17 protein-coding genes are annotated in these 23,579 nt (G+C 60.7%); 5 read left to right on the top strand and 12 right to left on the bottom strand.

The window, feature by feature from the left end; genetic code table 11:
- Positions 1-23: 23 nt before the first annotated feature.
- The 3 genes from A9404_RS01935 to A9404_RS01925 all read left to right on the top strand — a co-directional run bounded on the left by A9404_RS01935 (position 24) and on the right by A9404_RS01925 (position 5,477).
- Positions 24-3,548 carry a PAS domain S-box protein gene (locus tag A9404_RS01935; protein ID WP_066098171.1) on the top strand — a complete coding sequence of 1,175 codons (3,525 nt, stop codon included), beginning with the start codon at positions 24-26 and terminating at the stop codon, positions 3,546-3,548.
- 2 nt (positions 3,549-3,550) lie between these two features.
- Positions 3,551-4,762 (top strand): EAL domain-containing response regulator, encoded by a 1,212-nt coding sequence (locus A9404_RS01930; RefSeq protein ID WP_066098168.1) that lies wholly within the window; start codon positions 3,551-3,553, stop codon positions 4,760-4,762.
- Between the two features lie 112 nt (positions 4,763-4,874).
- Entirely contained in the window at positions 4,875-5,477 is a 603-nt protein-coding gene (locus A9404_RS01925) for a YceI family protein (protein ID WP_197490397.1), read from the top strand.
- A 205-nt stretch (positions 5,478-5,682) separates the two neighbouring features.
- Here A9404_RS01925 and A9404_RS01920 read toward each other — a convergent pair whose 3' ends face one another.
- The 3 genes from A9404_RS01920 to A9404_RS01910 form a co-directional block, all read right to left on the bottom strand.
- Positions 5,683-6,234, bottom strand: a complete 552-nt coding sequence (locus A9404_RS01920; protein ID WP_066098165.1) for a type 1 glutamine amidotransferase domain-containing protein — start codon at positions 6,232-6,234, stop codon at positions 5,683-5,685.
- Between the two features lie 138 nt (positions 6,235-6,372).
- On the bottom strand, positions 6,373-6,690 hold the full coding sequence (locus A9404_RS01915; protein WP_066098163.1) for a hypothetical protein: 318 nt from the start codon (positions 6,688-6,690) through the stop codon (positions 6,373-6,375).
- A 33-nt stretch (positions 6,691-6,723) separates the two neighbouring features.
- Complete coding sequence (locus A9404_RS01910; protein WP_066098161.1) at positions 6,724-7,188, bottom strand: hypothetical protein; 465 nt, start codon at positions 7,186-7,188, stop codon at positions 6,724-6,726.
- A 366-nt stretch (positions 7,189-7,554) separates the two neighbouring features.
- On the opposite strand from A9404_RS01910, the gene A9404_RS01905 reads away from it, so the two are divergent.
- Positions 7,555-8,340 (top strand): EAL domain-containing protein, encoded by a 786-nt coding sequence (locus tag A9404_RS01905; RefSeq protein WP_066098159.1) that lies wholly within the window; start codon positions 7,555-7,557, stop codon positions 8,338-8,340.
- A 51-nt stretch (positions 8,341-8,391) separates the two neighbouring features.
- Here the strand turns inward: A9404_RS01905 and A9404_RS01900 are convergent, their stop codons facing one another.
- Positions 8,392-9,075 (bottom strand): rhodanese-like domain-containing protein, encoded by a 684-nt coding sequence (locus tag A9404_RS01900; protein ID WP_066098157.1) that lies wholly within the window; start codon positions 9,073-9,075, stop codon positions 8,392-8,394.
- A gap of 195 nt (positions 9,076-9,270) precedes the next feature.
- Here A9404_RS01900 and A9404_RS01895 point away from each other — a divergent pair, with 195 nt between their 5' ends.
- Positions 9,271-11,166, top strand: coding sequence for a diguanylate cyclase domain-containing protein (locus A9404_RS01895; protein WP_082922657.1), 1,896 nt, complete (start codon positions 9,271-9,273; stop codon positions 11,164-11,166).
- Between the two features lie 44 nt (positions 11,167-11,210).
- Here the strand turns inward: A9404_RS01895 and A9404_RS01890 are convergent, their stop codons facing one another.
- The 8 genes from A9404_RS01890 to A9404_RS01855 form a co-directional block, all read right to left on the bottom strand.
- The gene (locus A9404_RS01890; RefSeq protein ID WP_066098153.1) at positions 11,211-12,512 is read right to left on the bottom strand and encodes a replication-associated recombination protein A; all 1,302 of its coding nucleotides are present in this window, start codon (positions 12,510-12,512) and stop codon (positions 11,211-11,213) included.
- Between the two features lie 49 nt (positions 12,513-12,561).
- Complete coding sequence (lolA, locus tag A9404_RS01885; protein ID WP_082922656.1) at positions 12,562-13,263, bottom strand: outer membrane lipoprotein chaperone LolA; 702 nt, start codon at positions 13,261-13,263, stop codon at positions 12,562-12,564.
- Positions 13,264-13,444: 181 nt separating this feature from the next.
- The gene (locus tag A9404_RS13690; protein WP_066098149.1) at positions 13,445-15,823 is read right to left on the bottom strand and encodes a DNA translocase FtsK; all 2,379 of its coding nucleotides are present in this window, start codon (positions 15,821-15,823) and stop codon (positions 13,445-13,447) included.
- A gap of 201 nt (positions 15,824-16,024) precedes the next feature.
- On the bottom strand, positions 16,025-16,546 hold the full coding sequence (locus A9404_RS01875) for a stringent starvation protein B (protein WP_066098147.1): 522 nt from the start codon (positions 16,544-16,546) through the stop codon (positions 16,025-16,027).
- A 32-nt stretch (positions 16,547-16,578) separates the two neighbouring features.
- Complete coding sequence (locus A9404_RS01870) at positions 16,579-17,208, bottom strand: glutathione S-transferase N-terminal domain-containing protein (RefSeq protein WP_066098145.1); 630 nt, start codon at positions 17,206-17,208, stop codon at positions 16,579-16,581.
- A 122-nt stretch (positions 17,209-17,330) separates the two neighbouring features.
- Positions 17,331-20,402 (bottom strand): efflux RND transporter permease subunit, encoded by a 3,072-nt coding sequence (locus A9404_RS01865; protein WP_066098144.1) that lies wholly within the window; start codon positions 20,400-20,402, stop codon positions 17,331-17,333.
- Positions 20,399-21,562 carry an efflux RND transporter periplasmic adaptor subunit gene (locus tag A9404_RS01860; RefSeq protein WP_066098142.1) on the bottom strand — a complete coding sequence of 388 codons (1,164 nt, stop codon included), beginning with the start codon at positions 21,560-21,562 and terminating at the stop codon, positions 20,399-20,401. The genes A9404_RS01865 and A9404_RS01860 overlap by 4 nt, the downstream gene beginning before the upstream one ends.
- On the bottom strand, positions 21,562-22,959 hold the full coding sequence (locus A9404_RS01855) for a TolC family protein (protein WP_066098140.1): 1,398 nt from the start codon (positions 22,957-22,959) through the stop codon (positions 21,562-21,564). Before A9404_RS01855 ends, A9404_RS01860 begins: the two co-directional genes overlap by 1 nt.
- Between the last annotated feature and the right edge of the window lie 620 nt (positions 22,960-23,579).

The following is a 23,579-nucleotide window of genomic DNA, read 5'->3' as shown; positions in this document are numbered from 1 at the left end:
ATATCATGGAGTCAGTATCCAGAATGTCGCAACCGAACGAGAGGATTGAAGTCCAGGCATTACTGGTACGTTTTACGCAGATCTTCGTACCCGTCGTGCTCATCCTGTCCGGGATTCTGTATTCGGTCATTCGTTTCGACCAGCATATCCGCCTGCAGCGGGCCGAAGTACGCGAACACAGTCGCATTCTGGTGGCCAAACAGAGTATCCAGTCGGATTTTGCCTCGGTCATCACCGATTTGCAGGTATTGTCCAACTTGCCACTCCTGCAGTCCTATCTCAGCGATGGTCAACCGGCCCAGCGTGCGGATCTCGAAAAAATCTTTCTGCTACTGGCGAAAAAATCCCGACGTTATGACCAGATTCGCTACCTCGATGCCACGGGCGAGGAACGAATACGGATCAACGACAACGACGGTATGCCCGCAGTGGTGACTGCAGCGAAATTGCAGAACAAACGCGGCCGCTACTATTTCGAGGATAGCCTTGCGCTCAACCGAAACCAGATATTCGTGTCTCCGCTCGACCTGAATATGGAACACCGGAGAATCGAAACACCCTACAAACCCATGATCCGATTCGGCACGCCGGTATACGATCGAAACGGCGACAAGAAGGGCGTGGTCATCCTCAACTACTTCGGTGACCGGCTGCTGAAGAACTTTCATACAACGATGCAGGGCGGCCTGCCGCACGAGGGCATGCTGCTTAACCAGGAGGGATACTGGTTGAGCGGCCCGAACCCCACGAAAGAATGGGGATTCATGTTTGGCGACAAGTCGCGCACTTTCGCCCATGAATATCCCGACATCTGGCCGGTCATCCGTGCCTCGGAACAGGGCTTTCTCCGAACGGATCGGGGACTATTCGTTTACGACACGGTACGACCGCTCAGTACGTTGGGCCCGATCGAGGAAGCCAGAGCCACGGCCAGTCAGGCCTCATCGCCACCCTACCAATGGAAAATCGTCTCATTCATACCCGATTCCGCCCTGTACGCCTCGGCGTTCTACACCCATACCTTCAGTTGGGCGATCCTCGCACTCACCTTCCTCATGCTTGCCTTACTCACGCTCTACATCGCCCGCGTGACCCTGAGTCGTCAACTGGCCCGGCAATCCATCAGGCGGCTCAACAAGGAACTGGAAAAACGCGTGATTGCCCACGCGGCCGGAGAGGAACGCCTTTCGGTGACGCTGAACGCCATCGGCGACGCGGTGCTGTCCACCGACAAGGAGGGCAACGTGAATCGGCTGAATCCCGTCGCCGAGAAACTGACGGGCTGGTCCCAGGCCGACGCCTACGGACGACCGATCGGCGAGGTGTTCAACATCATCAACCAGCAGACGCGCGCCCCTGCGCCGGTGCCGGTGTGGAACACCCTGAACATGGGTAGCATTCAGGGCCTCGCCAACGACACGGTGCTCATCGCGCGCGACGGCACGGAGCGCCCGATCGCGGACAGCTGCGCGCCGATCCGCGACCGACAGGGCGCGATTATCGGCGCCATTCTCGTGTTCCGCGACGTCACGCAGGAATATGCCGCCAAGCGTGCCCTGATCGACAGCCGCAAACGAATTCAGGAGATCCTCAATGCCGTGGCCGATGGGGTGGTCACCATCGACCAGCACGGGGCGATCGAAAGCTTCAACCCCGCAGCCGAGCAGTTGTTCGGTTACACCGAAGCGGAGGTCATGGGGCAAAACGTGAAAATGCTGATGCCCGAACCCCATCGTAGTCAGCACGACGATTACCTCGCACGCTATCTCGAGACCGGGGAAGCCCGTGTGGTCGGCCAGCGTCGGGAGATGGAGGCCCAGCGGAAAAACGGCAGTCGCTTCCCGATCAATCTCGCCGTAAATACGTTGCAACTCAGCGATGCCGTGCACTTTACGGGCGTCATTCGCGACATCACCGAAACCAAGCTGCACGAACAGCAACTGATCGCCGCCCGGGACGATGCGGAAAAGGCGAACCATCTGAAGGACTCCTTCCTCGCCACCATGAGCCATGAAATCCGCACCCCGCTCACCGGGATTCTCGGCATGCTGGAAGTCCTGTCGATGACCGATCTGGAGCCGGATCAGATCACCACGCTCCAAGCCGCCTGGGAATCCGCCCGGGGGCTGCTGCGCATCGTCAACGACATTCTCGACTGGTCGAAGATCCAGGAAGGAAAGCTGGTGCTCTCGCCCCAGGCGACCTCGATTCCTCAGCTGATTCAGGAGGTCGTGAACACGTATTCCCGCGTGGCCAGCGCCAAGAATCTGCTACTCAAGCATGAAATCGACCCCAAGCTCAGTGCGGCACATATTGTCGATCCGCTTCGCCTGTCCCAAATTCTCAACAATTTCGTCAGCAATGCGATCAAGTTCACCGAAGAAGGCGAGATCGTGGTCAGCGCCGAGTTGCTCGAATTGAAGGAAAGTGGGGAACGCATCCGATTCTCCGTCCGCGATACGGGCGTCGGCATCGCCGAGGAGGTCCAGGCCCAACTGTTCCAGCACTACCGCCAGGCCAGTGCGGATACGGCGCGCCTGTACGGCGGCACGGGGCTCGGTCTGTCCATCTGCCGTCGGCTGGCCGATCTTCTCGACGGCCAGATCCAGCTCGTCAGCGCGCCGAATGAGGGCGCGACTTTCAGTCTGATCCTGACACTGCCCGTTTCCGCAGCGCCCGCAGATCGACTCCCCGCCCTATTGCCCGTGGTCGAACAGCGGAAGGTGACGCCCTTCCGCGAGAATACCGACAATGCCCCCCAGGTACTTGCGGTCGACGATCATCCGATCAATCGCGACCTGCTTGCACGACAAATTCGTCTGCTCGGGCTACGCGTCGTTTCGGCAGACAACGGCATATCGGCCCTCGCCGCCTGGCCCAAGGATGACTGCGCACTGATCATCACCGATTGCCACATGCCGGAGTTGGACGGCTATGCCTTTGCGCGCGCGGTTCGCAAGATCGAAACGGAAGAAAAGCGGCCAAGACTGCCGATCATCGCCTGGACGGCAAATGCCAGTTCCGAGGAACTGGAACGCTGCCAGGCTTCAGGCATCGACGATCTGCTGGTCAAGCCGGCAGACCTCACCCAGCTCAAACAGGCGATTGCCCGCTGGCTCCCTGTGTCGGATGCGGAAAATGATAAAAAAACAACACCCTTAGGCGAGGCCACTGACGAATCAGACCAGGAACGCATTCTCGATAGCAGTGTTTTGGCTAATATCGTTCAAACCGATGCGGAACGTGTGCGACTTCTTCAGGAATTTCATCGTCATATCCTGGCGGACGCCACCCGACTCGCTGACGAGTTGAAGACGGGCGCGCAGGCCGAGACAAGTTTGATATCGGTGGCAGATGCCGCCCATCGCATGAAGGGGTCCTCCCGGATGGTCGGCGCCCAAGAGCTCGCCGAGGCCTGTCAGCGCATCGAGGAAACGGCGCGTGCGAACGACCATACAGCAGCATGTGCCGCGGAATCGGATTTGACGGCGGCTCTCGATCGCTTCGGTCGGATGCTCGCCGAACGCACCCGAAATCAGGGAAGTTGACCATGATCGATACGCTCAACCTGCTGGTCATCGAGGACGACGACTTCCAGCGACGGATGTTGGTGACCATGCTAAATGCCCTGGGCGCCACATCCGTCGCGGTCGCCAGCAATGGAAGGCAGGCGCTCGAGCAAATCCACCACGAAAGCGGCGAGCCCATCCATGTGGCCCTCTGCGACCTGAACATGCCGGAAATGGACGGTCTCGAGTTTCTGCGCCATCTGAGCCAGCTGCATCACGACGTAGCCGTCATCATCATCAGCGCCATGGACAGCCGCCTGCTGGAGCTCGTGCAGCGCATGGCGGCCATGTACGATATCCATCTGCTCGGTTCCATCGAAAAACCCATTTCCCTGGAGCGCCTGAAAAACCTATTGAACAGCTACCGTCCGAAAAGTGCCATTCAGATAGCCGAGGAAAAACCTGCGCCCTTTTCCCTGGATGAGATACGTCAGGGAATCAGCGAGGCACAGTTCGAACCCTTCTTCCAACCCAAGGTGGACTTCAAGTCCGGGGCCGTGATCGGCGCCGAGGCCCTCGCCCGTTGGCGCCACCCCGATCACGGCATTATCGCCCCCCAGGCATTCATTCCCCTGCTCGAAGAGCGTGGCAACATCGACGACCTGACGTTCCTGATGCTTGAGCGATCCGCCATGGCCTGCAAGGAACTCCATGAAAGCGGGTACCCGATCTCCATCTCGATCAATCTCTCGCGCGTCTCTCTGCACGATGCCACCCTCGCCGACAAGATCGCGAAAGTTGTTCTGAAGACGGGGCTGGATCCCAAGTACATCATTCTGGAAATCACGGAAACGGCAGCCATGACCGATGTGGCACATGCGTTGGAAAACCTTGCCCGCCTATGCATGAAGGGGTTTGCCCTGTCGATCGACGATTACGGCACCGGCTATTCGAGCCTGCAGCAACTCACGCGTATCGCATTCAGCGAACTCAAGATCGATCAGTTCTTCGTGAAGGACCTCGTCCACCACGAGTCGCTACGGATCGTCGTGCAGTCCAGTATCGACATGGCCCGCCGCTTGGGGGTGAAAAGCGTGGCCGAGGGCGTCGAAACCCAGGCGGACTGGGAGATGCTGGCCAGCCTCGGCTGCGATACGGCTCAGGGTTACTACATCGCCCGGCCGATGGACTTCGAGAGTTTCCGGCAGTTCATTCCCCGGGCCGGTGTTGCGGCGCTGGCCCAGAATCTGTAGTCGCAACGGTTTCCGGACCGACCCATGCGATGGGCGAGACTGCGCGCTCAGACCCGCTCGGGCCGTCACCGTCTTCCTGACCCCGAATCAAACTGATCGGAGGAACATCACCATGCGCATTCTTCCACGCCACCGCCATGACCATACAGTCACCAGAATCATGTACCTGTTTCTGCTCATGGCCCTGGCACCCCATGCCCAGGCCGCGCCGACGACCTATGTCATCGACCCGACGCATACCCAACCCCGCTTCGAATACAATCATTTCGGTTTCTCGATGCAGGTGCACAGTTTCGACAAGACCGAAGGCACGATCATCTACGACCCCCAGGCCAAAACCGCCTCCGTAGCGATTCGTATTGACCCGAAATCGATCAACACGGGCTATTCGGTACTAAACGACAAGCTGCAGGACAAGGATTTCTTCGATTCGGCCCGCTATCCCGAGATCACTTTCAAATCCACGATGGTCAAGTTTGTCGGCAGCAAGCCGGTGAAGGTTTATGGCAATCTGACCATCAAGGGCATCACGAAACCCGTGGTGCTGACAGTGACATCCTTTCAACACAAAGAAAACCCGATCGTGAAGAAGGACGAAATCGGTGCCAATGCCTACACGCGCTTGAAACGTTCGGACTTCCACATGGGCAAATACGCCCCGGGCGTTTCCGATGACATCACGATCAACCTGCCCGTCGAAGCTTTGAAACCCTAAGCGCTAAGGGAAAGCACTGCGGTGGTATTGCTTTCATTTGGCACAGCGCCCCCGATATGATTCGGACCGCCGACGATACCGTCGCGCAATGGGCAGACAAGGTCTGATGACCATCTGCCATCTGATACGCACATAAAAAACCCGGCCGGAGCCGGGGTCCGATCATTGGACAGGCCGAGACCAATGACGAATCAGGCGTGACGAATCATGCGTGACCGCCCATGGCGAACGTCTCGACGAGCTTGCGGTTGAATGCCGGCAGGTCATCGGGGTTGCGACTCGTGACCAGGCCATCGTCGACCACCACTTCCTCATCGACCCAATGGGCGCCGGCATTCTTGAGATCGGACTGGATGCTCCAGTAGGACGTCATGCGCCGTCCATCGACGACGCCGGCGTCGATCATCGTCCAGCCGCCGTGACAGATGGCACCGACCGGTTTGTGTTGCGCGAAAAACGCTTTGACGAAAGCCAGCGCCTTGGGATTGCGACGCAATTGGTCCGGATTCATCACCCCACCAGGCAGGACCAGGGCATCGTAATCAGCCGCGTCGGCTTTATCGAGCGCCTTGTCGACGGGAACACCCTGTCCCCAGTCGGTATGATTCCACCCTTTTACCGATCCTTCGGACGGCGAGACCACGTCCGTCTCCGCACCGGCTTCTGCCAATGCCTTCCGCGGTTCGAGCAATTCAACCTGTTCGAAGCCATCTGCGACCAGAATGGCGACTTTCTTGTTGTTCAGTGGCTGTGTCATGACATAAACCTCCCGTCACATTTTTTGAATGGACGATCCGATGGTAGAAGATGTCATCGAAATTTTCAGGCAGGCCACCGACACGTGCCACGTTCTGCACAGCCCGTTTCCGATCGGTTCGGGCATCGCAACGGATCGCTACCAGCCAGAACCGCCCATGTGCGCCGTCAGATGGACATAGTCGTGGAGATCGCTCAGCATGAAATGCCGATTCTGTGGATCGCGCAGATGTGCCAGGGTCGACGCCTCACCGGCCAGATAGCGCTTTGCAGCTTGCCGGAACTCCTGGGGCATCGCTTGATTGAAGCTGGAGGGCGCGACCAGGAGCCGGCAGATCTGGTCGAACAGGAGGCGGTAACGCTCATCCTCCGGCGCCAGATACGCCGGACCGAAATCCGTGCCGTAACGCTCGAACAGCTGCAGATAGTCTGTCGCCGTCGGACTAGCCGCGGACATGATCCCGATTCCCGAAGCGAAGGATCACGCCAGTCACAGAACCACCACGGTGTCCGCGCCGACGATCAATGCCACATGATCCAGAGCCTCGAACACGTCAACCGGCAGATCGAAGGCGAATCGGTTGTCGTACCAGCAATTCGGATACGGCAGAAACAGCGAGGTCGTGGGAAGATCCATGAGATGTTGCGCGCCCGCATACAAACGGAGCGTAAGGCCGCATTCCGGGCCCTGAGACAGGGTGTTGTCACCGAATACTTCCAGAATAACGAATAGTTTGACGACCGGCGCGTCCCCCAATGGGGCCCAGACGGCAATCACGCGGATATTCTGAAACATCCGGCCTACGCCGCCGCCCGCAAGCGTCTGCACGAATTCATGCCCCTGACCCTTCATGATCCGGGTTTCTTCGCCCGGGGGAATGCCCAGATCGCCCAGTCCTGTCGGTTTACCCGTGCGCAACGCGATGGATATCCTGCCTTCTTCAAGTGTTGCCATGTTCTTATCCTCTGGTCTTGGGCGCATTTCCGAAACCCGTTCGCGGCTGAAAGTCAGATCCCGTTGTCGGAAATACAACCTGTGCAATCAAATACAGGCAACACAGCAAGTACAATGCCACCCCCGGTGCCCCAGGGAAAAACATGACTATCGACACGTTCATCGGCTTCAAACCAATGACTTGGGCATCAGGGGCCGCGTCCATCTGTCGACGGGATGACAGCGATCGCCTGCCTAATGTCCGAAACAAGACAAGGAATGGCTGGTTTCCCGCATGGCTTCGCGCGAGAATACCGGGAGACAGGGCCAGATCGGGACTTGTTGCCCCGATCACGCGACCAACGGCCGGAGGGATGTGCCGACACGATGAAGTTACAACCCGACTTTCGCCCGCTCGGATGTGCGGAGTGCGCCCATGCCACGGACCTGGGCTTCGACTTCACCATGGCCTTCCAGCCCATCGTGAACACCACGACCCGAGAGATCTTTGCGCACGAGGCATTGGTCCGAGGACTCGGCAACGAGCCGGCCGGCCAGGTTTTCACCCATGTGAATGACACGAATCTGTATCGATTCGACCAGTCCTGCCGGACCAAGGCCATCAAACTCGCCGCCGAACTGGGCATGCCCTCGATGTTGAGCATCAACTTCATGCCCAACGCGGTGTACCGGCCGGAACTGTGCATTCGTACGACCCTCGCCGCTGCGGAAACCTACGGCTTTCCGATCGAACGAATCATCTTCGAGATCAACGAAGCCGAAAAGGTCGACGACATCGGCCACATGCGCGAGATCGTCGCGTATTACCGACAGCGCGGCTTCAAGACAGCCATCGACGACTTCGGCGCCGGGTACGCAGGGCTGAATCTTCTGGCCGAAATCCAGACGGACATCCTCAAGCTGGATATGGCCCTCATCCGCCATATCGATCAACGCAAGGTGAATCACGCCATCGTGCGTGGGGTCATGCAGGTATGCCTGGAACTCGGTATCACGGTAATCGCCGAAGGCGTGGAAACCTACGAAGAATTCGCCGTGCTCCAAGCCCTGGGGATCGAGCTGTTCCAGGGCTACTACTTCGCCAGGCCCGCTTTTCAGGCATTGGCAGGGGTGGAACCGGAACGCTTCGCACCATCCCACGGACAGGACTGACACCCGTCAGCTTTGGCGGGCGCCGCCCCTATCGATACCCCCTCGGACGGGTTACTCGTGCGGCTTGACCACCGTGAAGCCGAGACTATGCCAGGACTGCATGCCGCCGCGGTACCAATAGAGCTTGTCCGCCGGATACCCCATGCTCACGAGTTCCTTGATATTGGTCGGCGACTGACCGCACCAGGGGCCGTTGCAGAACAGCACGAGCTTCTTGGCCCCGCGAAAGTCCCATATGCCATCCTTGACCTTCGCATGGAAGGTGTCGGTCAGGAGATTTTCCACGATGAAGGGATCGTAGTTATCTGTCCCACGGTAGATCGTCGTCCAGGGGATGTTCACGGCACTGGGAATCGTGCCCTTCGCATACCAGTCCGGCGTACGGGAATCGATGATCATGATCGAGTCGTCCCCGTCTGCATGCTGCTTGAGGAGCTTCAGCAGTTCGAGTTCGCCGATGGTATGTACCCCCGGGAGAAGCTGCATGGGTTGAACGCAGAACGGCGGGCAATCGCGGCTGGTTTTCGCATATTCGGGATCGATCGTGTTGTTCGGATTCTGGTTTCGCTCGATCACGACCTTGCGACCATGATCGATCACCGTGATCGAGGAAATATCCCGAGTGATCTTGACGCTCGGATCTTCCGTTGTCGAACTGGCAGCCAGCGCCTGACCGAACAGGAGGGCGCTGAGTACGGCACCCGAAACCGAAGCCGCTGCAACATGCCTTTTCATACCTCATCCCTCCACTTGATCGGTCTGCTGGAAGTCTAGTCTACGTCCGAGCCAGTCGTCCCTCAACGGGCCAGTATTCGAAAGTGGTGATGACCAGCGGATCGATACGGCGAATCCCCGGAAAAAGTGTTTAAAGCAGGATTCGAAAACCGTGCGACAATAGCAGGCCAATCGATTGCCTCACCCATGTAACGCATGCCCCGTTCCAGAATCGCTCAGAAAAGGATTACGATCGTTTCCGGTCTGATCCTCGTTACGGCCATGGCAACCGTCGGTACGACGGTGTTCTACGTCATGAAGAACCATGCGGAAAATCTGCTTCGCACCAGTCTCAGCACCGACCTGCAAAATCATGTGGTGCTGGCCCAGACCGAAATCCGACAAAGCTTCGATAAAAGCGAGACGGTAGCCACCCGGCCGTTTCTGATTCGTCAGCTCGACGCCATCAACCAGAACCCCCAGAATATCAAGGCCCAGAAGGCCCTCCAGCTGGGTGCCGATTCCTTTCTGCAGACAGGTCTGAATGCCATCGCCCTGTTCGATGCCCATGGCGACAAAGTGGCTCAAGCCGGACGTTTCGCGCAGCACCCCATCCTCTCCGTGCCGATCAATATTGCCGATAACACCCTCCTAACCTACGAAGACGCGTATTTTCTGCGCAGCATCATCAATGTCGAGGAAGACGGTACGGTCATTGGCAAGGTGATCACCGAGAGTCCCCTTCCGTCCCTGACAAACATGTTCGCTCCTCATCCCAGCCACGTGAAAAGCACCTCGGATCTCGCCTTGTGCGCCACCTCAGGGCCGGACGAAATGCAGTGTTTCCCGACCATACTGAATCCGGACATCATGACACTGCAATCGCTGTCCTCTGCGGGAACGCCATTGCCGATGAGCTATGCGCTTGCTGGAAAAACCGGTTTCGTCATCGCACGCGATTACCGCCATCAGGAAGTGGTTGCTGCCTATTCGCCCGTCGCAAACTGGGGCCTCGGCATGGTCCTCAAAGTCGATAGCCAAGCCCTGTACGCGCCGATCTGGCACCAGTTGCGCTATCTCCTGCCCGCGCTTGCCCTGCTGCTGATCGGCGGACTGCTCTCGCTGCGCTGGCTACTGGCGCCACTCGTCGCGGAACTGGTTCGCTCCGAACGCGCCACGCGAGAAGCGAACGACAAGCTGAAGGAAAGCGAGAATTATGTCCGCCTGCTGCTGAATAGCGCCGACGAAGGCATGATCAGTATCTCGGCGGAGGGTCTGGTTGAACTCTATAATCCGGCGGCGGAACGGATTTTCGGCTACCCCAGCGAGCAGGTTCTGGGCAGGAACGTGTCCATGCTGATGCCAGAACGCGACGCCGTGGAGCACGACCATCATCTGAAGCGCTATCTAGAGGGTGGAACGCCTCACGTCGTTGGTACCGTACGCGCGCTCGATGCCCGACGGAGCAATGGCGAGATTTTTCCCATCGAACTTCGTGTCTCTGAATTCACCCTGAACGGATTGCGCAAATTCATCGGGGTGATGCACGACATTACCGACCGCAAGGCCGCAGAGGCACGTATCGAGCATCTGGCGAATTTCGACTCATTGACCGATCTACCCAACCGGCGTCTGGTTCAGGATCGGATCCAGCACACCATTGCCCGCGTCCGCCGGACCCAGACGCCGTTCGCCGTGATGTTCATCGACCTGAACAAGTTCAAGGAAATCAACGATACGCTCGGCCACGATGCCGGCGATTTGCTGCTGCAGACCGTTGCCGAGCGACTCACCGCCACACTCCGCGCCGAGGATACGGTGGGTCGACAGGGCGGCGACGAATTCATCGTCCTGTTGGCCAACCTGAGTTCCCCCGTAGATTCGGCTGTCGTCGCCCAGAAGATTATCGACGCACTTGCGGCGCCCATCGAGATCCACGGACAGATCATCTGCCCCAGCGCGAGCATCGGTATCGCTGTCTACCCTCAGGACGGCGACGATGTGGACAGCCTGCTCAAGCACAGCGACCAGGCCATGTATCTGGCGAAGAATGCAGGTTGCAGCGCCTACCGCTTTTACGAGCCGCTCGCTGATCAGGATCGCGACTCCTGAACAGATAACGCATCTGAGTCGATCGCTTTCCCGCTGTTAGCGGGTCACGACTCGGCTTCGTCGTCCAGCTTTCGGAGAAAGGCCATCTTCTGTGCAATCTGCTCCTCGAGCCCGCGGGGCACCGGCTGATACCAGCCCGGATCGGCCATGCCTTCGGGCAAGTAGCTTTCGCCCGCCGCATACGCATGGGGTTCGTCATGGGCATAGCGGTAGGCATGACCGTAGCCGAGTTCCTTCATCAGCTTCGTCGGTGCGTTGCGCAAGTGGATGGGTACCTCGCGGGATTGATCCTGCTTGACGAAAGACATTGCCCGGTTGAAGGCCATGTACCCTGCATTGCTCTTGGCGGCAACGGCGAGATAGATCACGGCCTGTCCCAGCGCCAATTCGCCCTCGGGTGAACCCAGCCGTTCGTAGGTCGTCGCGGCGTCGTTGGCAATCTGCATTGCCCGCGGATCAGCCAGGCCGATATCCTCCCAGGCCATGCGCACGATTCGGCGTGAAAGATATTTCGGATCCGCTCCGCCGTCGAGCATGCGGCACAGCCAGTACAGGGCGGCGTCCGGATTCGATCCGCGCACGGACTTGTGCAGGGCGGAAATCTGATCGTAGAAATGCTCGCCGCCCTTGTCGAATCGCCGGGCCCCCTGGGTCAGGGCATTCTGCAGGAAATCCGTATCGATCACACCCTGCCCCGAGGCGGTCGCCGCCGTATCCAGCTGTTCGAGCATGTTCAGCAGACGCCGCGCATCGCCGTCGGCCAGACCGATCAGGGCATCCAGCGCGTCGGACGAGAATTCGATCCGGGTCAGTACCGTATGCCGCGCGCGATCGATCAGTTGACGCAGTTCGGCTTCCGTCAGGGATTTCAGGACATAGACCTGTGCCCGGGACAACAGGGCCGAATTCACCTCGAAGGACGGGTTTTCCGTGGTGGCGCCGATCAGCGTCACGAGACCGGACTCGGCATAGGGCAGCAACGCATCCTGCTGCGCCTTGTTGAACCGATGGATCTCATCAATGAAGAGGATCGTGCGCTTGTCCAGCGCCAGATTCCGTTCCGCCTGATCCATGGCGGCGCGGATGTCCTTGACGCCGGAAAACACAGCAGACAATGCGATGAATTCGCCATCGAAGGCCTGAGCCGTCAAGCGCGCCAGTGTGGTCTTGCCCACCCCCGGCGGCCCCCACAAGATCATCGAATGCGGCTTGCCGGCATCGAAGGCCAGCCGCAATGGCTTGCCCGCACCCAGCAGATGGCTCTGGCCGATCACCTCGTCCAGGGTCTTGGGACGCAAGGCCTCGGCCAGCGGCGGCGTGGGTTCCTGATGAAACAGATCGTGCATGAGGCGTGGCGCGAATGTTGTTGTGCGTGTTGGCGTGATCGAAGGCGAATCAGCGATTTTCAACCACATCAACGCCCGGCGGCGGCGTGAAGGCGAACAGCTTCTGATCCACGGGCTGATTCACCTTGCGGTCGCTGAACTGCACGGTAGTGCGATTACCCAGCTTGTCGGTAAACACCATCGCCTTGATGCCCTGGTCGTCCATGCCGACCTGCAGCTGGCTGAAATCGCTCTGACCGGCCCGATCGACGAGCCCGAACCAGGACAGCCCGTCATTCTTGCCCTGAGCGCTGATGGTGAACACCGAATCCAGCGGCTTGGTGCCGAGGAAGATGGCAATCGGCGCACCGCGATCCTTGGTGAGCGAACTGCGGGTGACCTGTGCCAGATCGGGATCGTAAACCCACAGAGTCCCGTCGTTGGCGATCAGCTTCTGCACATAGGGTTTTTCGTACACCCAGAAGAACCGTCCGGGTCGGGAAAGCACGAAATGACCGTAGGACGGCGCCTGCTTCAGGCCCCGCGCATTGACCTGCTGCTGGACGAAATTGGCGGAAAAGCTCTTGAGTTTCTGGACGAACTCGGTCAGCGGCCGCGTATCGGCGGGATTTGTGTCGGAACCCAGCGGAAATGCCTGGACGTCCGCGCCGCCCTCGTTCTGCGCATAAGCGACCGTCCAGGAGCCCGCGCCCAGCATCACCCAACCCATCAGCCCGAGGACCAAACCCGACAAACCGCGACGACGCATCATGATACTCACCTGAACACCCGACACTCTCGGGAAAATAGCGTACAAAAGGAAAATTCGCCCGTAGCGAAAGGAAATGACCCATCGTTGGAACAACGATCCGCGGCATAAAGATCAGCCGCGATCACTGACTGGCACCCCCAGGGCGGCGCAGGGCGATTCTTGCGGACTCAGCCCTCATCGATCATTTGGGTGGGGGCGGCGCCAATACCTCGCGGGACCCGTTGGCCTGTAGCTGACCGACGATCCCATCGTTCTCCATTTCCTCGATCAGGCGCGCGGCGCGGTTGTAACCGATCTTCAACCGTCGCTGGACATAGGAGATGGACGCCTTGCGCGTTTCGGTCACGATCGCAACCGCCTGATCGTAATATTCGTCGACGGCTTCGCCCGACGACGAAACAGGCTTCTCGCCCGGCAGGGTCACCGCAGCGGCGGATTCGTCAGACAGCACCGCCTCGATATAGTTCGGTTCGCCCAGGGCCTTGAGCGCCTCGACCACGCGATGCACCTCGTCATCGCTCACGAAAGCGCCATGAACACGTTTGGGCAGACCGGTGCCGGGCGGCAGATAGAGCATGTCGCCGTGGCCCAGCAGATTCTCCGCACCCATCTGGTCGAGAATCGTGCGCGAGTCGATCTTGGAGGATACCTGGAAGGATATCCGGGTCGGAATGTTCGCCTTGATCAGACCGGTGATCACATCCACGGAAGGCCGCTGGGTGGCCAGGATCAGATGAATCCCCGCCGCACGGGCTTTCTGGGCCAGTCGGGCAATCAGTTCTTCCACCTTTTTGCCGACCACCATCATCATGTCGGCGAATTCGTCCACCACGATCACGATGAAGGGCAAGGCCTCCAGTTCCGGCGCCGGCAAGTCCGGATCGAAGGCCTCCGCCGGATTGTGGAAGGGATCGCGCAGGGGCTCGCCACGGGCAGCGGCCGTGCGGATCTTCTCGTTGCAACCGGCGAGATTCCGCACGCCCAGCGCCGACATGAGCTTGTAGCGTCGCTCCATCTCGCCCACGGCCCAGCGCAGGGCGTTGGCCGCCTCCTTCATGTCCGTCACGACGGGCGCGAGCAGATGAGGAATGCCTTCGTACACGGAGAGTTCCAGCATCTTCGGATCGATCAGGATCAGACGGACATCTTCCGGGCGCGACTTGTACAGCAGGCTGAGAATCATGGCATTCACGCCCACGGACTTGCCCGAACCGGTCGTCCCCGCCACCAGCAGGTGCGGCATGCGGGCCAGATCCGCCGTCACGGCGCCACCGGCAATGTCCTTGCCGAGGGCCATGGTGAGCGAGGACTTGCTGTCCCGGTAATGCTTCGATTCGATCAGTTCGCGCAGGGATATGATTTCGCGCACCTGGTTGGGAATTTCGAGCCCCACGGTGGACTTACCGGGAATCACCTCGACGACCCGCACGGAGACGATCGACAGCGCGCGGGCCAGATCCTTGGCCAGGTTGGAAATCTGGCTGACCTTCACCCCGGCGGCCGGCTGCAGTTCGAACCGCGTGATCACGGGGCCCGGCGTGGCCGCGACCACATCGACGCGCACGCCGAACTCTTCCAGACGATCCTCGATCAACTGGGACATGGCCTGCAGGGTTTCCGGGCTGTAACCGGTCTCGGCTTTTGGCGCGAAATCGAGCAGATCCACAATCGGCAGACCATTCTCTGTGCCGAGTACCGGCTGGATCGGCCGTGGCGGCTTGGGCGCGGCGGCTGTGCGCGATTTCTTGCTCAGGCTGGGCAGCAGGGGTTTGGGGGCCTCGATCGGTTCGGACGCCGTCTCTGCCAGGCTGGGTTCGACCCGTTCGCTCGTATCGACCGCTTTCCTGCGACGGCGCGGTGCCGGTGTCAGGCTGAAATCCGTGGCGCCCGCAGCGGTGTCGTCGACCCCAGAGGACGTCGCGACGGTCACGCGCGGAACGCGTTGGGTCAGTAAGCCACCGAGCCGTGCCAGCAGTACGAACACGCCTTCGAGAAAGCGGCCGATCAGTTCGAACACGGCAAACCAGGAGAGGCCCGAGACCGTCGAGAACGCCAGCATGAGGAATCCGAGCATCAGCACGGTGCCGCCCAATGCGCCCAGGTAATGAATCACCCCATTGGCGAGGACGTTGCCGATCACCCCGCCGGCCGAGACGCCCATGCCGGTATTCGGTGGCTGGTGAATTGCCGCCAGAACGGTGACCGCAAACACCGTGAGGATCACCCCGCCGATCTGGATCGCCATGAACACGTCCAGCAAACCGTTGCCGGCACGCAGCCGCACGAACTGACGCAAGGCGAACACCAGCACCATCGGCGGTAGCGCAAATGCCCCATACCCCAGAAGGAATCGGGAGAAGTCCGCCAACCAGGCACCAATCAGTCCACCAGCGTTATGCAGGTGACCGCCCTGCCCCGTGGTGCTGAAGCCGGGATCAGCGGGCGAATAGGTGAACAGTGAAATACTGTAATACCCCATGAGCAGAATCAGGCCGACCAGGAAAAGATCGGCCACCATCCGCTGGGGTTGAAACAGCATGGTTTGCTTGGCTTGGCTCATTCAAATACACAAAAAATCATTGTCTTAAACACAACAGTTCACGCAGTTTTTCACGTCTTGATCGCAGTATAACCAAACCCGTGACGGGACCAAACCTCCGGAACGGGGCTCAGGTTGGAAAAACGTCGCCCTCGGATCCGTACCGTGCACGTTTGTCCGACAATGGGCAACTGCGGCACGAAGATCCGAATCTGCGCGGGCCTACTTGACGATGCGCAGGCGAGGACCTTTTGGACCGTCGGGCGGCGTTGGCGGTTCGTCGTCCGGTTCGGACGTCGGGGATGCCTCATCGGCGGCCGCTGCCGTGTCATCGGTGACGGGCCGCAGGGGCGTAGGGGGCTCCGGCGATTTCGCGCCCGCCAGGCTCAGGGTGGGTACGGCCGGTTGATCGTCATCGTCCATGAATTCCTCGTCCGGTTCCGGTGGGAACTGCGCGCCGCTGCCGGAATCGCGATCATAAATGCCGATGACCGCGCGCATGGGCACGAACACGGACTCGGCCTTGCCGCCAAAACGCGCTTCGAAGGCGATGGCCGCCCGATCCATCGAGAAATCCCGAACTGCATTCGGGCTGATGTTCAAATGGATCTGCCCTTCCTCGACATGCGCCGGCGGAACCACCACCCGCGATACCGTGGCATCGACGACGATGATCGGCACGTGACCCTGATCGACGGTCCATTCGTACAGGGCCTGGATGAGGTAGGGGCGTTTGGAAAGCATGGGATATCCCTAATGGCAATGACTGGGCGCGATCAGTAGCGGTCGCGCATCTCGCGCTCGACTTCGGTGAGGCTCAACTGGAAGGTCGGGCGGTCGAACATGCGCTTCATGTAATCGAGCACGGGCTTGGAACCGGCGCCGGACAGCTCGATACCGTATACGGGCAGACGCCACAGCAGCGCAGACAGCGTCACGTCCGTCAGGCTGAACTCCTCGCTCATGAAGAACGGCTGGTGACCGAAGGCCGGGGCCAGGGCCAGCAGCCCTTCGCGCAGCTGCTTGCGTGCACGGGAAACGGTCTTCTCGCCCCGTTCGAACTCGGGCAGCAAACCGTACCAGTCCCGTTCGATGGTGTACAAGGCGGTGCGCACCTTGGCACGGCTGACCGGATCGACCGGCATCAGCGGCGGATGCGGGAAGCGCTCGTCCAGGTATTCCATGATCACGCGGGCATTGGTGATCACGAGATCGCGATCGGCCAGCACCGGCACCGTGCCTTCCGGGCTCAGGTCGTGAAAATCTTCGGGAATCTCCCCCACGGAGATATCGATCACATCGGCGGTGAGTTCCTTTTCGGCAAGGACGATCCGAGTTCGGTGGCAATCCGGGCTTTCAGGGTTGGTGAACAGGGTCATGACCGAACGACGGTTAGCGATCGCCATAGGGGCGTCTCCTTAGATGGACAAGCGAAAGATGCGTGCATGATAGCAAATTGCGATCGGGCAATGGGCGCCCACGGTTCGTTCCCCTACGACCGGACCCTATGCCTGGATCAACGGCGAGATCACTGCGCTGCCGCACGCCGCCCCACGTTCAGCAGTACCCGGTAGATCACCGGCATGATCACCAGCACCAGCGGCATCTGGATGGCCAGGCCGGAAATGATCGCGATCGCCAGCGGCTGCTGCATCGCGGACCCCTGCCCGATACCGAGCCCCAGGGGGAGCAGTGCCAGAATGGCGGCGATGGTGGTCATGGCAATGGGACGGATCCGATTGATGCCTGCCTCGATCAGCAGCGCCGGGGTAACCGGCGCATCCGCAGCGCGCAGGACGGAAAGCTCGGAAAAGTAGAACACGGCGACTTCGGTCACGATCCCGATGATCATGATCATGCCCATCAGGGCAGAGATGTTCAGGGTCTGCCCCGCCAGCCACAACCCGGTGAACACGCCACCCACCGCCAGCAGCGGCGCCGTCATGATCGCCAGGGCCGCCGTGAACTGTTCGTAAAGGAACAGCAAGGCGAGAAACACCAACAGTGCGGCTGCCACGAACACCAGCATGAGGCCGCCGAAGGCTTTTTGCTGCTGCAGGTACAGCCCGCCGAATTCATAGTGCACGCCGGGCGGGAGCAGGCCCGGTGCCGCGAGCACCCGCTTTACATCGCCGATGGTCGCACCGAACCCGCGCCCCTCGATCCGGGCGGATACCGATACGGCCGGCTGCAGGTCGTGCCGCGTAATCTCGGCGATGCCGTTGACCCGGGTCAAAGTCGCCACGCGCGCCACCGGGACGAGATGACCATCGGGTGCCCGAAGCATCATCTGGCGGATGTCCGCCAACGACCGGCGATCCTGCTGGGGCACCCAGACACGCACGCCGATCATTTCCTGGCCAACCCGGATACGCGTGGGCACGGAACCGGCCAGCAGGGTATCAAGCTGTTGCGTAATGCCCGCCGGTGTCATCCCTTCCAGCGCGGCCCGGACGTGGTCGATCCGGATATCTACCGCGCCGCCCGCAACCACCAGCCCGTCGTTGATTTCCTTGAGCCCCTGCACCTTGCCCAGGGCATCGGCCACCTTCGGCGCAAGCGCCTGAAGCGTCTGCCAGCCGGCCCCGCTCAAGCGGACCACCACCGGCCGGGGCGAGCCGCTGAGATCGCCGATCAGATCCTGCATGGGCTGGTTCATGTCCAGCAGCTCGAATCCCGGTACCTCGGTCTGGATGCGCTCCGCAATCTTGTCCATGACCGCCTGCTGGCCCTGGGGGCTCTTCAGCAGGATGAACATGTCCCCCTGATTCGCTTCGGTGAGCCCGCCCCCAAGCTGGGTGCCCGTCCGGCGCGTCCAGGTCGCCACCTCGGGGGTGGTCGCGAAGATATGCTCGACCTGACGCACCAGCCGATCGGTCTCGACCAGCGAGGTACCCGGCGCCGTCTGATAATCCAGCACGAAGCCCCCCTCGTTCATGGCCGGCATGAAGCCGGACGGCACCCGGCCCAGCGCCAGAACGCCCACCCCGATCACCATGCCAATCAGTGGCAGCGTCCAGAGCGGACGATGGAGCAGGCGTTGCATCAGCCATGCGTAGCCCTGATGTACCCGACGGACGATCGGTCCCGTGTTTTCCGCATGGGCATCCCGCTCGCCCAGCAGCTTGTCGGCGATCAGCGGCAGCGCCAGCCAGACGAACAGGAACGAGATGATCAGCGCGGTGGCCATCGTCAGGGACAAGGCCTTGAAAAAGGCCCCCGTGACGCCGCTCAGGAAAGCCAGCGGCAGGAAGATGATGATCGTCGCCGTACTGGAACCGGCCAGCGGGTGTGTGAAGTCGTGGGCGGCCTGCATGACGGTTCTCGGCCCGTGGCCCTGCGCACGGAGCTTGCGGGTGATCTGTTCGAGCATCACGATGATGTCGTCGACGATCAGGCCCACGGCGGCCGCCATCCCGCCCAGCGTCATGATGTCGAAGCTCATGCCGAGCACGGAAAGCAGCACCGTCGTCGCCGCCAGCACGGCGGGCACCATCACGAGGGTGATCGCGGCAAGTTTCACGCTGCGCAGGAACAGAAGCAGCACCAGGGTCGCGAACACGATTCCGAGAAGAATCGCATCGCGCACCGAGTTGGCGGAATCCAGAATCACCGTACTCTGGTCGTACCACCGCTTGAACGTGATGCCCTTCGGCAGACTCGGCTCCAGGGCCGCCAGCTTGGCCTGAACCCGATGATCGATGGCGATCGTATTGCCGCCGAGGTTCTGGTAGATCTGCACGAGCACGGCCGGCTTGCCGTCGGCAGTGACGATCCGGTAGTTCGGCACCGTCGCCGTGCGCACGTCGGCCACTTCGTCGAGGCGGATGATGCCGTTGGTCCCGGTGCGCAGCACGGTCTGACGCACCTCATCCACCGTTTTGAAGCGGGAATCGGCCAAGAGCAGATCGAGCCGCCCACGGGCCTGGAGCTTGCCGACCGCCTGCACGGTATTTTCCGCCGAGAGCGCCTGCACCACGTCCTGCATCGAGAGGTTCAGGGCCGCCAGACGGCTCGGATTCACCGACACCCGATATTCTGCGACCTGCCCACCCTGCAGCGACACCTGGCGAACGCCGGATACGCTGGACAGTACCGGCAGGATCTGTAGTCGGGCAATCCGGCGCAGATCGGTCGGACTGATTCGGTCCGAAGTCAGGCTGTAGGCCACCACGGGGAATCGGGTCGGATTCATGCGCCGCACGCGGAATTGCACCCCGGCCGGCAATTGCGACACGGCCTGGGTCAGCGCGCCCTGTACCTGCTGAACCTTCTGCAGGATGTCCGTCCCCCAGGCAAAACGCAGGTCGACGTCCGCAGAGCCGCGACTGGTGGTCGAGTTGATGGCCACGACACCGGGTACGCCGCGCAGGGCTCGTTCGATGGGCACCGTGATTTCCATCTGCATCTGCTCGGCCGAGCGATCGCCCGCATCCAGCGCCACGACGATGCGCGGGAAGGAGACGGAGGGGAACAGAGAAACCGGCATGCGCGTTCCGGCGTAGAGACCCGCGATCACCAGCAACACCAGCAGGAACAGCAGCGAACGGCGATGCGACAGCAGCCATTCGGCAAAGGAACTGACTCGATGTAACGTCATTGCGGGATACCGTTCGATGACGCATCGGAGGCGATACGCACGGCCATGTCCGATTTCAGCGCGTACTGTCCGGCCACTACGATGGCGTCCCCCACCCTGAGACTGCCGGGCGTGACGGGCGCGACGAGCGTTCGATCCCCGACACGAAGCTCGGGTCGAACGGATACGGATGCGGCATGCCCCGCCCGGATGACGAACACATGCGGCTGCGCCTTGCCGATCGCGAGCACCGCATCGGTCGGAACGACCAGCCCCGTGCGGGACGGCAGCCCGATCCGCGCCATTACGGTCATCCCGGCGATCAGGTCGCCCGAGGCCACCTCCGTTCCCGACGAACCATCGGGACGTGCCACCACATCCAGCAACCGCGTAGCCGGATTGATCCGGCCGTCGACCCGGACGACTTTTGCCGTGCGTTGGGGATGGTGATCCACCACGCGGGTAAAGACCGGCGCAAAGGTCACCGTCATCCCGGCGGCGACCCGCGGGGCGTCTTCCGGCTCGATGCCCAGACGCAACAGGAGCGCGTGTCGGGCAGACATCGTCGCGAGCACGCCCCCAGGCGGCACCAGGGCGCCCACGGAAACCGGCATGGTGAGGATCAGCGCATCCTCGCTGGCCCGAATCACGTGTACCGCTTCGCCCGCACCGAGTTTCCGCTGGGCCATCAGCGTTTTGCGGGCATCGGTCACTGCCTGTCTGGCAAGCACGACCTCCTGTTTCGTCGCCATCTGCCGGGCGAACAGATACTGCTTCTGATGCAGATCCTGCTCGGCCACGTTCAACTGTGTCTGCGCCTTCTGGTAGGCAAGACGCGCCTTGGGATCGAGCGTCAACACCAGCAGCTTCTGCCCCTTGTGCACCCATTGGCCGGCCTCGACCATCAGCTGGGTCACCTGACCGCCGGTCTGGGTCGTCACGCTCAGGGTCCGCGTGGGGTCGGCAATGGCCTGACCATAGGCACGGATGGTCGGGACCAGGGTTTCCCGGGCCAGCGGCTGAACCTGGACGAGGGCCGTCAGCCCCGCAGGCGTGGGTGGCTGCTCATCGTCGTCGGCGCAGGCCGAACGAACGAACATCAGACCGATCAGCAGGGGGGCAATCAGCGTGAGCGTGAGGGACGTCGACAGTACGGGTTGCCCGGAAAGGAATTGGCGCATCAGGGTTGCGTCCTCTGAATTGACGATTGGGATGACGGCGATTCGGGCTCGGCGCCCATGAGGGATGGCGACTGGCCGAGCAGGGTTGCCAGGGACAGCTCGGTTTGCGCGATGGCCTGCCGGGTGCGGATACGATTCATCTGCTCCGCTGTCAGACTGGCGCGCACCGCCAGATAGGAACCGGTGGAAAAGTACCCCGCGTCCAACGCGGTCTGGGCATGGGCCGCCGTGCGCATCAGGATGGGCAGACGCGCATCGATCTGCGTCAGCCGGCGACGCAGGTTCTCCAGCTTGTCGCGTACCCGGGCGACATCCGCATCGGCCCGATCGATTCGGGCCTGGAATTCGGCCACCATCCGGGCGCGGGTCGCCCTGGTGCGGGCGACCTCGGCCTGAGCGCCGCCGAACACCGGCAGGGTCAGACCGATACTGAAGCCGGCCGTCTGCACGTTGCTGGTGTCGTTGGCCCGGCTCAATCCGAGGGTGAGCCCGGGAAACTGGCGCAGGATGGCCGCTCGGTAGGCGGCATCGGCCCGTTGTATGCCGGCCCTCAGCGCCAGCAGATCCGCGCGATGCGTGGAGAGCGTCGAAAGCGCCTCCCGCACCGAGGCATCGGATGGCGTGGCAAAGGCCGGAAAACGGTCCGAGAACGGCCAACGGGTCGCGGGCGCCAGCCCCATCAGCGCATTGAGTTGCTGCCTGAGCGTATCCCGCTGCAGGCGAAGATCGTCCCGTTGGCGCGCCAGATCCGCGGAGCGCACGACTTCGGCGGAGACGACATCCTGGGTGATGAAGCCCTTGGCCAGGGCCTGACGGCTCCGCGCAAGCCGCGCGTCGACGGCCTGGGCGTCGGCATCCAGCAACGCCAGTTGCTGACGCACCGAAACCAATTCGATGGCGGCATTGACGGCCATCGCCTCGGTCGTCAGCACCTGCCAGGACAAGCCCAGACGCGTCCGCAGCCGGTTCGCTCGCGCTTCGTCCAGTCGCGCACCCCGCGTGACCAGCGCGGACAGATCGACGCTCAGCGACTGATTCAGGGCATTGATCAGCCCTGCCCCGTTCAGCGGATGGTCCAGCGCCAGATTCAGCGCGGGATCGGGCGGCGCCGCCGCCTGGGCGACGTCGGCATCCTGAACCGCCAGGGCGAGCCGTGCTGCCTTGAGGTCCGCGTTATCCCGAACCACCCGTTGCCGGATCTCGGCCAGTGTCAGGGGTTTACCGGATACCTGATCGCTGTTCGGTCGTTGGGCATAGTCGGGTTGCGTCGGCACCCGGATCGGTTGGTACTGGGCGCAACCGGACAACAGGGCGACGCCGATTGCCATGCCGGCCACGACGCCGATCCGGGCCATGCGGAGACACGAATGTGCGGCGGAAAGGTGAAGAAAGATCATGCTGCCAAATTCCGAAAATACTGGCTTGCATTATGACGAAACCAAGACAACAGGAGGCTGGCCGGAAGATGACCATTTGGTTATCTTAATGAATAGGTTCAAACTGACGCGTTGATGTTCAAAGAGCCGAAATATAGAAATCCTCTCAATCAACGCCGTGCGTCAACAGCGAAATTTCTCTGCGGCAAAATCATATACTATGGAGGCGCCCAAACTTCTTCATGCGCAGGCAAACAACCTCAACCGGATTTCCAAGTTGGATAAAAAACAATTTCAGGTGAACAACACAAGCCGCAAGGAAGAATGAATATGGATATGACGCTAATATTGATCGGCATTGGAGCGGTGAGCTTCCCGATATTGACCGTCGTTATGCCGATCCGATTTGCTTTCGCTTTATGGATGCTGATATACCCACCCAATGATATAAAAATCAACAGAAAGAGACTGGCTGTCTATGTATTAATACAAGCAACGGCATTAGCGACTTTACTACTGCTCTACTTAAAATTCAGGCATGGCGACCTCGGGTATTCTGGTCTGATATTGGCTGTATATCTACCCGGTCCATTTTTCCTATATCTCATATCCGAATTTATTGGCAAAGGAATTTACCCACA

Source organism: Halothiobacillus diazotrophicus (genome assembly GCF_001663815.1).
GTDB classification, from domain to species: Bacteria; Pseudomonadota; Gammaproteobacteria; order Halothiobacillales; family Halothiobacillaceae; genus Halothiobacillus; species Halothiobacillus diazotrophicus.
This window is presented reverse-complemented; position numbering and strand designations above follow the sequence as displayed.

What these genes read in the sequence shown, in the direction of transcription:
- A9404_RS01910 (WP_066098161.1), bottom strand. Translation starts at nt 7,188, where the DNA reads ATGGCAACACTTGAAGAAGGCAGGATATCCATCGCGTTGCGCACGGGT.
- A9404_RS01920 (WP_066098165.1), bottom strand. Translation starts at nt 6,234, where the DNA reads ATGACACAGCCACTGAACAACAAGAAAGTCGCCATTCTGGTCGCAGAT.
- A9404_RS01915 (WP_066098163.1), bottom strand. Translation starts at nt 6,690, where the DNA reads ATGTCCGCGGCTAGTCCGACGGCGACAGACTATCTGCAGCTGTTCGAG.
- A9404_RS01855 (WP_066098140.1), bottom strand. Translation starts at nt 22,959, where the DNA reads ATGATCTTTCTTCACCTTTCCGCCGCACATTCGTGTCTCCGCATGGCC.
- A9404_RS13690 (WP_066098149.1), bottom strand. Translation starts at nt 15,823, where the DNA reads ATGAGCCAAGCCAAGCAAACCATGCTGTTTCAACCCCAGCGGATGGTG.
- A9404_RS01930 (WP_066098168.1), top strand. Translation starts at nt 3,551, where the DNA reads ATGATCGATACGCTCAACCTGCTGGTCATCGAGGACGACGACTTCCAG.
- A9404_RS01890 (WP_066098153.1), bottom strand. Translation starts at nt 12,512, where the DNA reads ATGCACGATCTGTTTCATCAGGAACCCACGCCGCCGCTGGCCGAGGCC.
- A9404_RS01865 (WP_066098144.1), bottom strand. Translation starts at nt 20,402, where the DNA reads ATGACGTTACATCGAGTCAGTTCCTTTGCCGAATGGCTGCTGTCGCAT.
- A9404_RS01900 (WP_066098157.1), bottom strand. Translation starts at nt 9,075, where the DNA reads ATGAAAAGGCATGTTGCAGCGGCTTCGGTTTCGGGTGCCGTACTCAGC.
- A9404_RS01870 (WP_066098145.1), bottom strand. Translation starts at nt 17,208, where the DNA reads ATGGCGATCGCTAACCGTCGTTCGGTCATGACCCTGTTCACCAACCCT.
- A9404_RS01935 (WP_066098171.1), top strand. Translation starts at nt 24, where the DNA reads ATGTCGCAACCGAACGAGAGGATTGAAGTCCAGGCATTACTGGTACGT.
- A9404_RS01875 (WP_066098147.1), bottom strand. Translation starts at nt 16,546, where the DNA reads ATGCTTTCCAAACGCCCCTACCTCATCCAGGCCCTGTACGAATGGACC.
- A9404_RS01905 (WP_066098159.1), top strand. Translation starts at nt 7,555, where the DNA reads ATGAAGTTACAACCCGACTTTCGCCCGCTCGGATGTGCGGAGTGCGCC.
- A9404_RS01925 (WP_197490397.1), top strand. Translation starts at nt 4,875, where the DNA reads ATGCGCATTCTTCCACGCCACCGCCATGACCATACAGTCACCAGAATC.
- A9404_RS01860 (WP_066098142.1), bottom strand. Translation starts at nt 21,562, where the DNA reads ATGCGCCAATTCCTTTCCGGGCAACCCGTACTGTCGACGTCCCTCACG.
- A9404_RS01895 (WP_082922657.1), top strand. Translation starts at nt 9,271, where the DNA reads ATGCCCCGTTCCAGAATCGCTCAGAAAAGGATTACGATCGTTTCCGGT.
- lolA (WP_082922656.1), bottom strand. Translation starts at nt 13,263, where the DNA reads ATGATGCGTCGTCGCGGTTTGTCGGGTTTGGTCCTCGGGCTGATGGGT.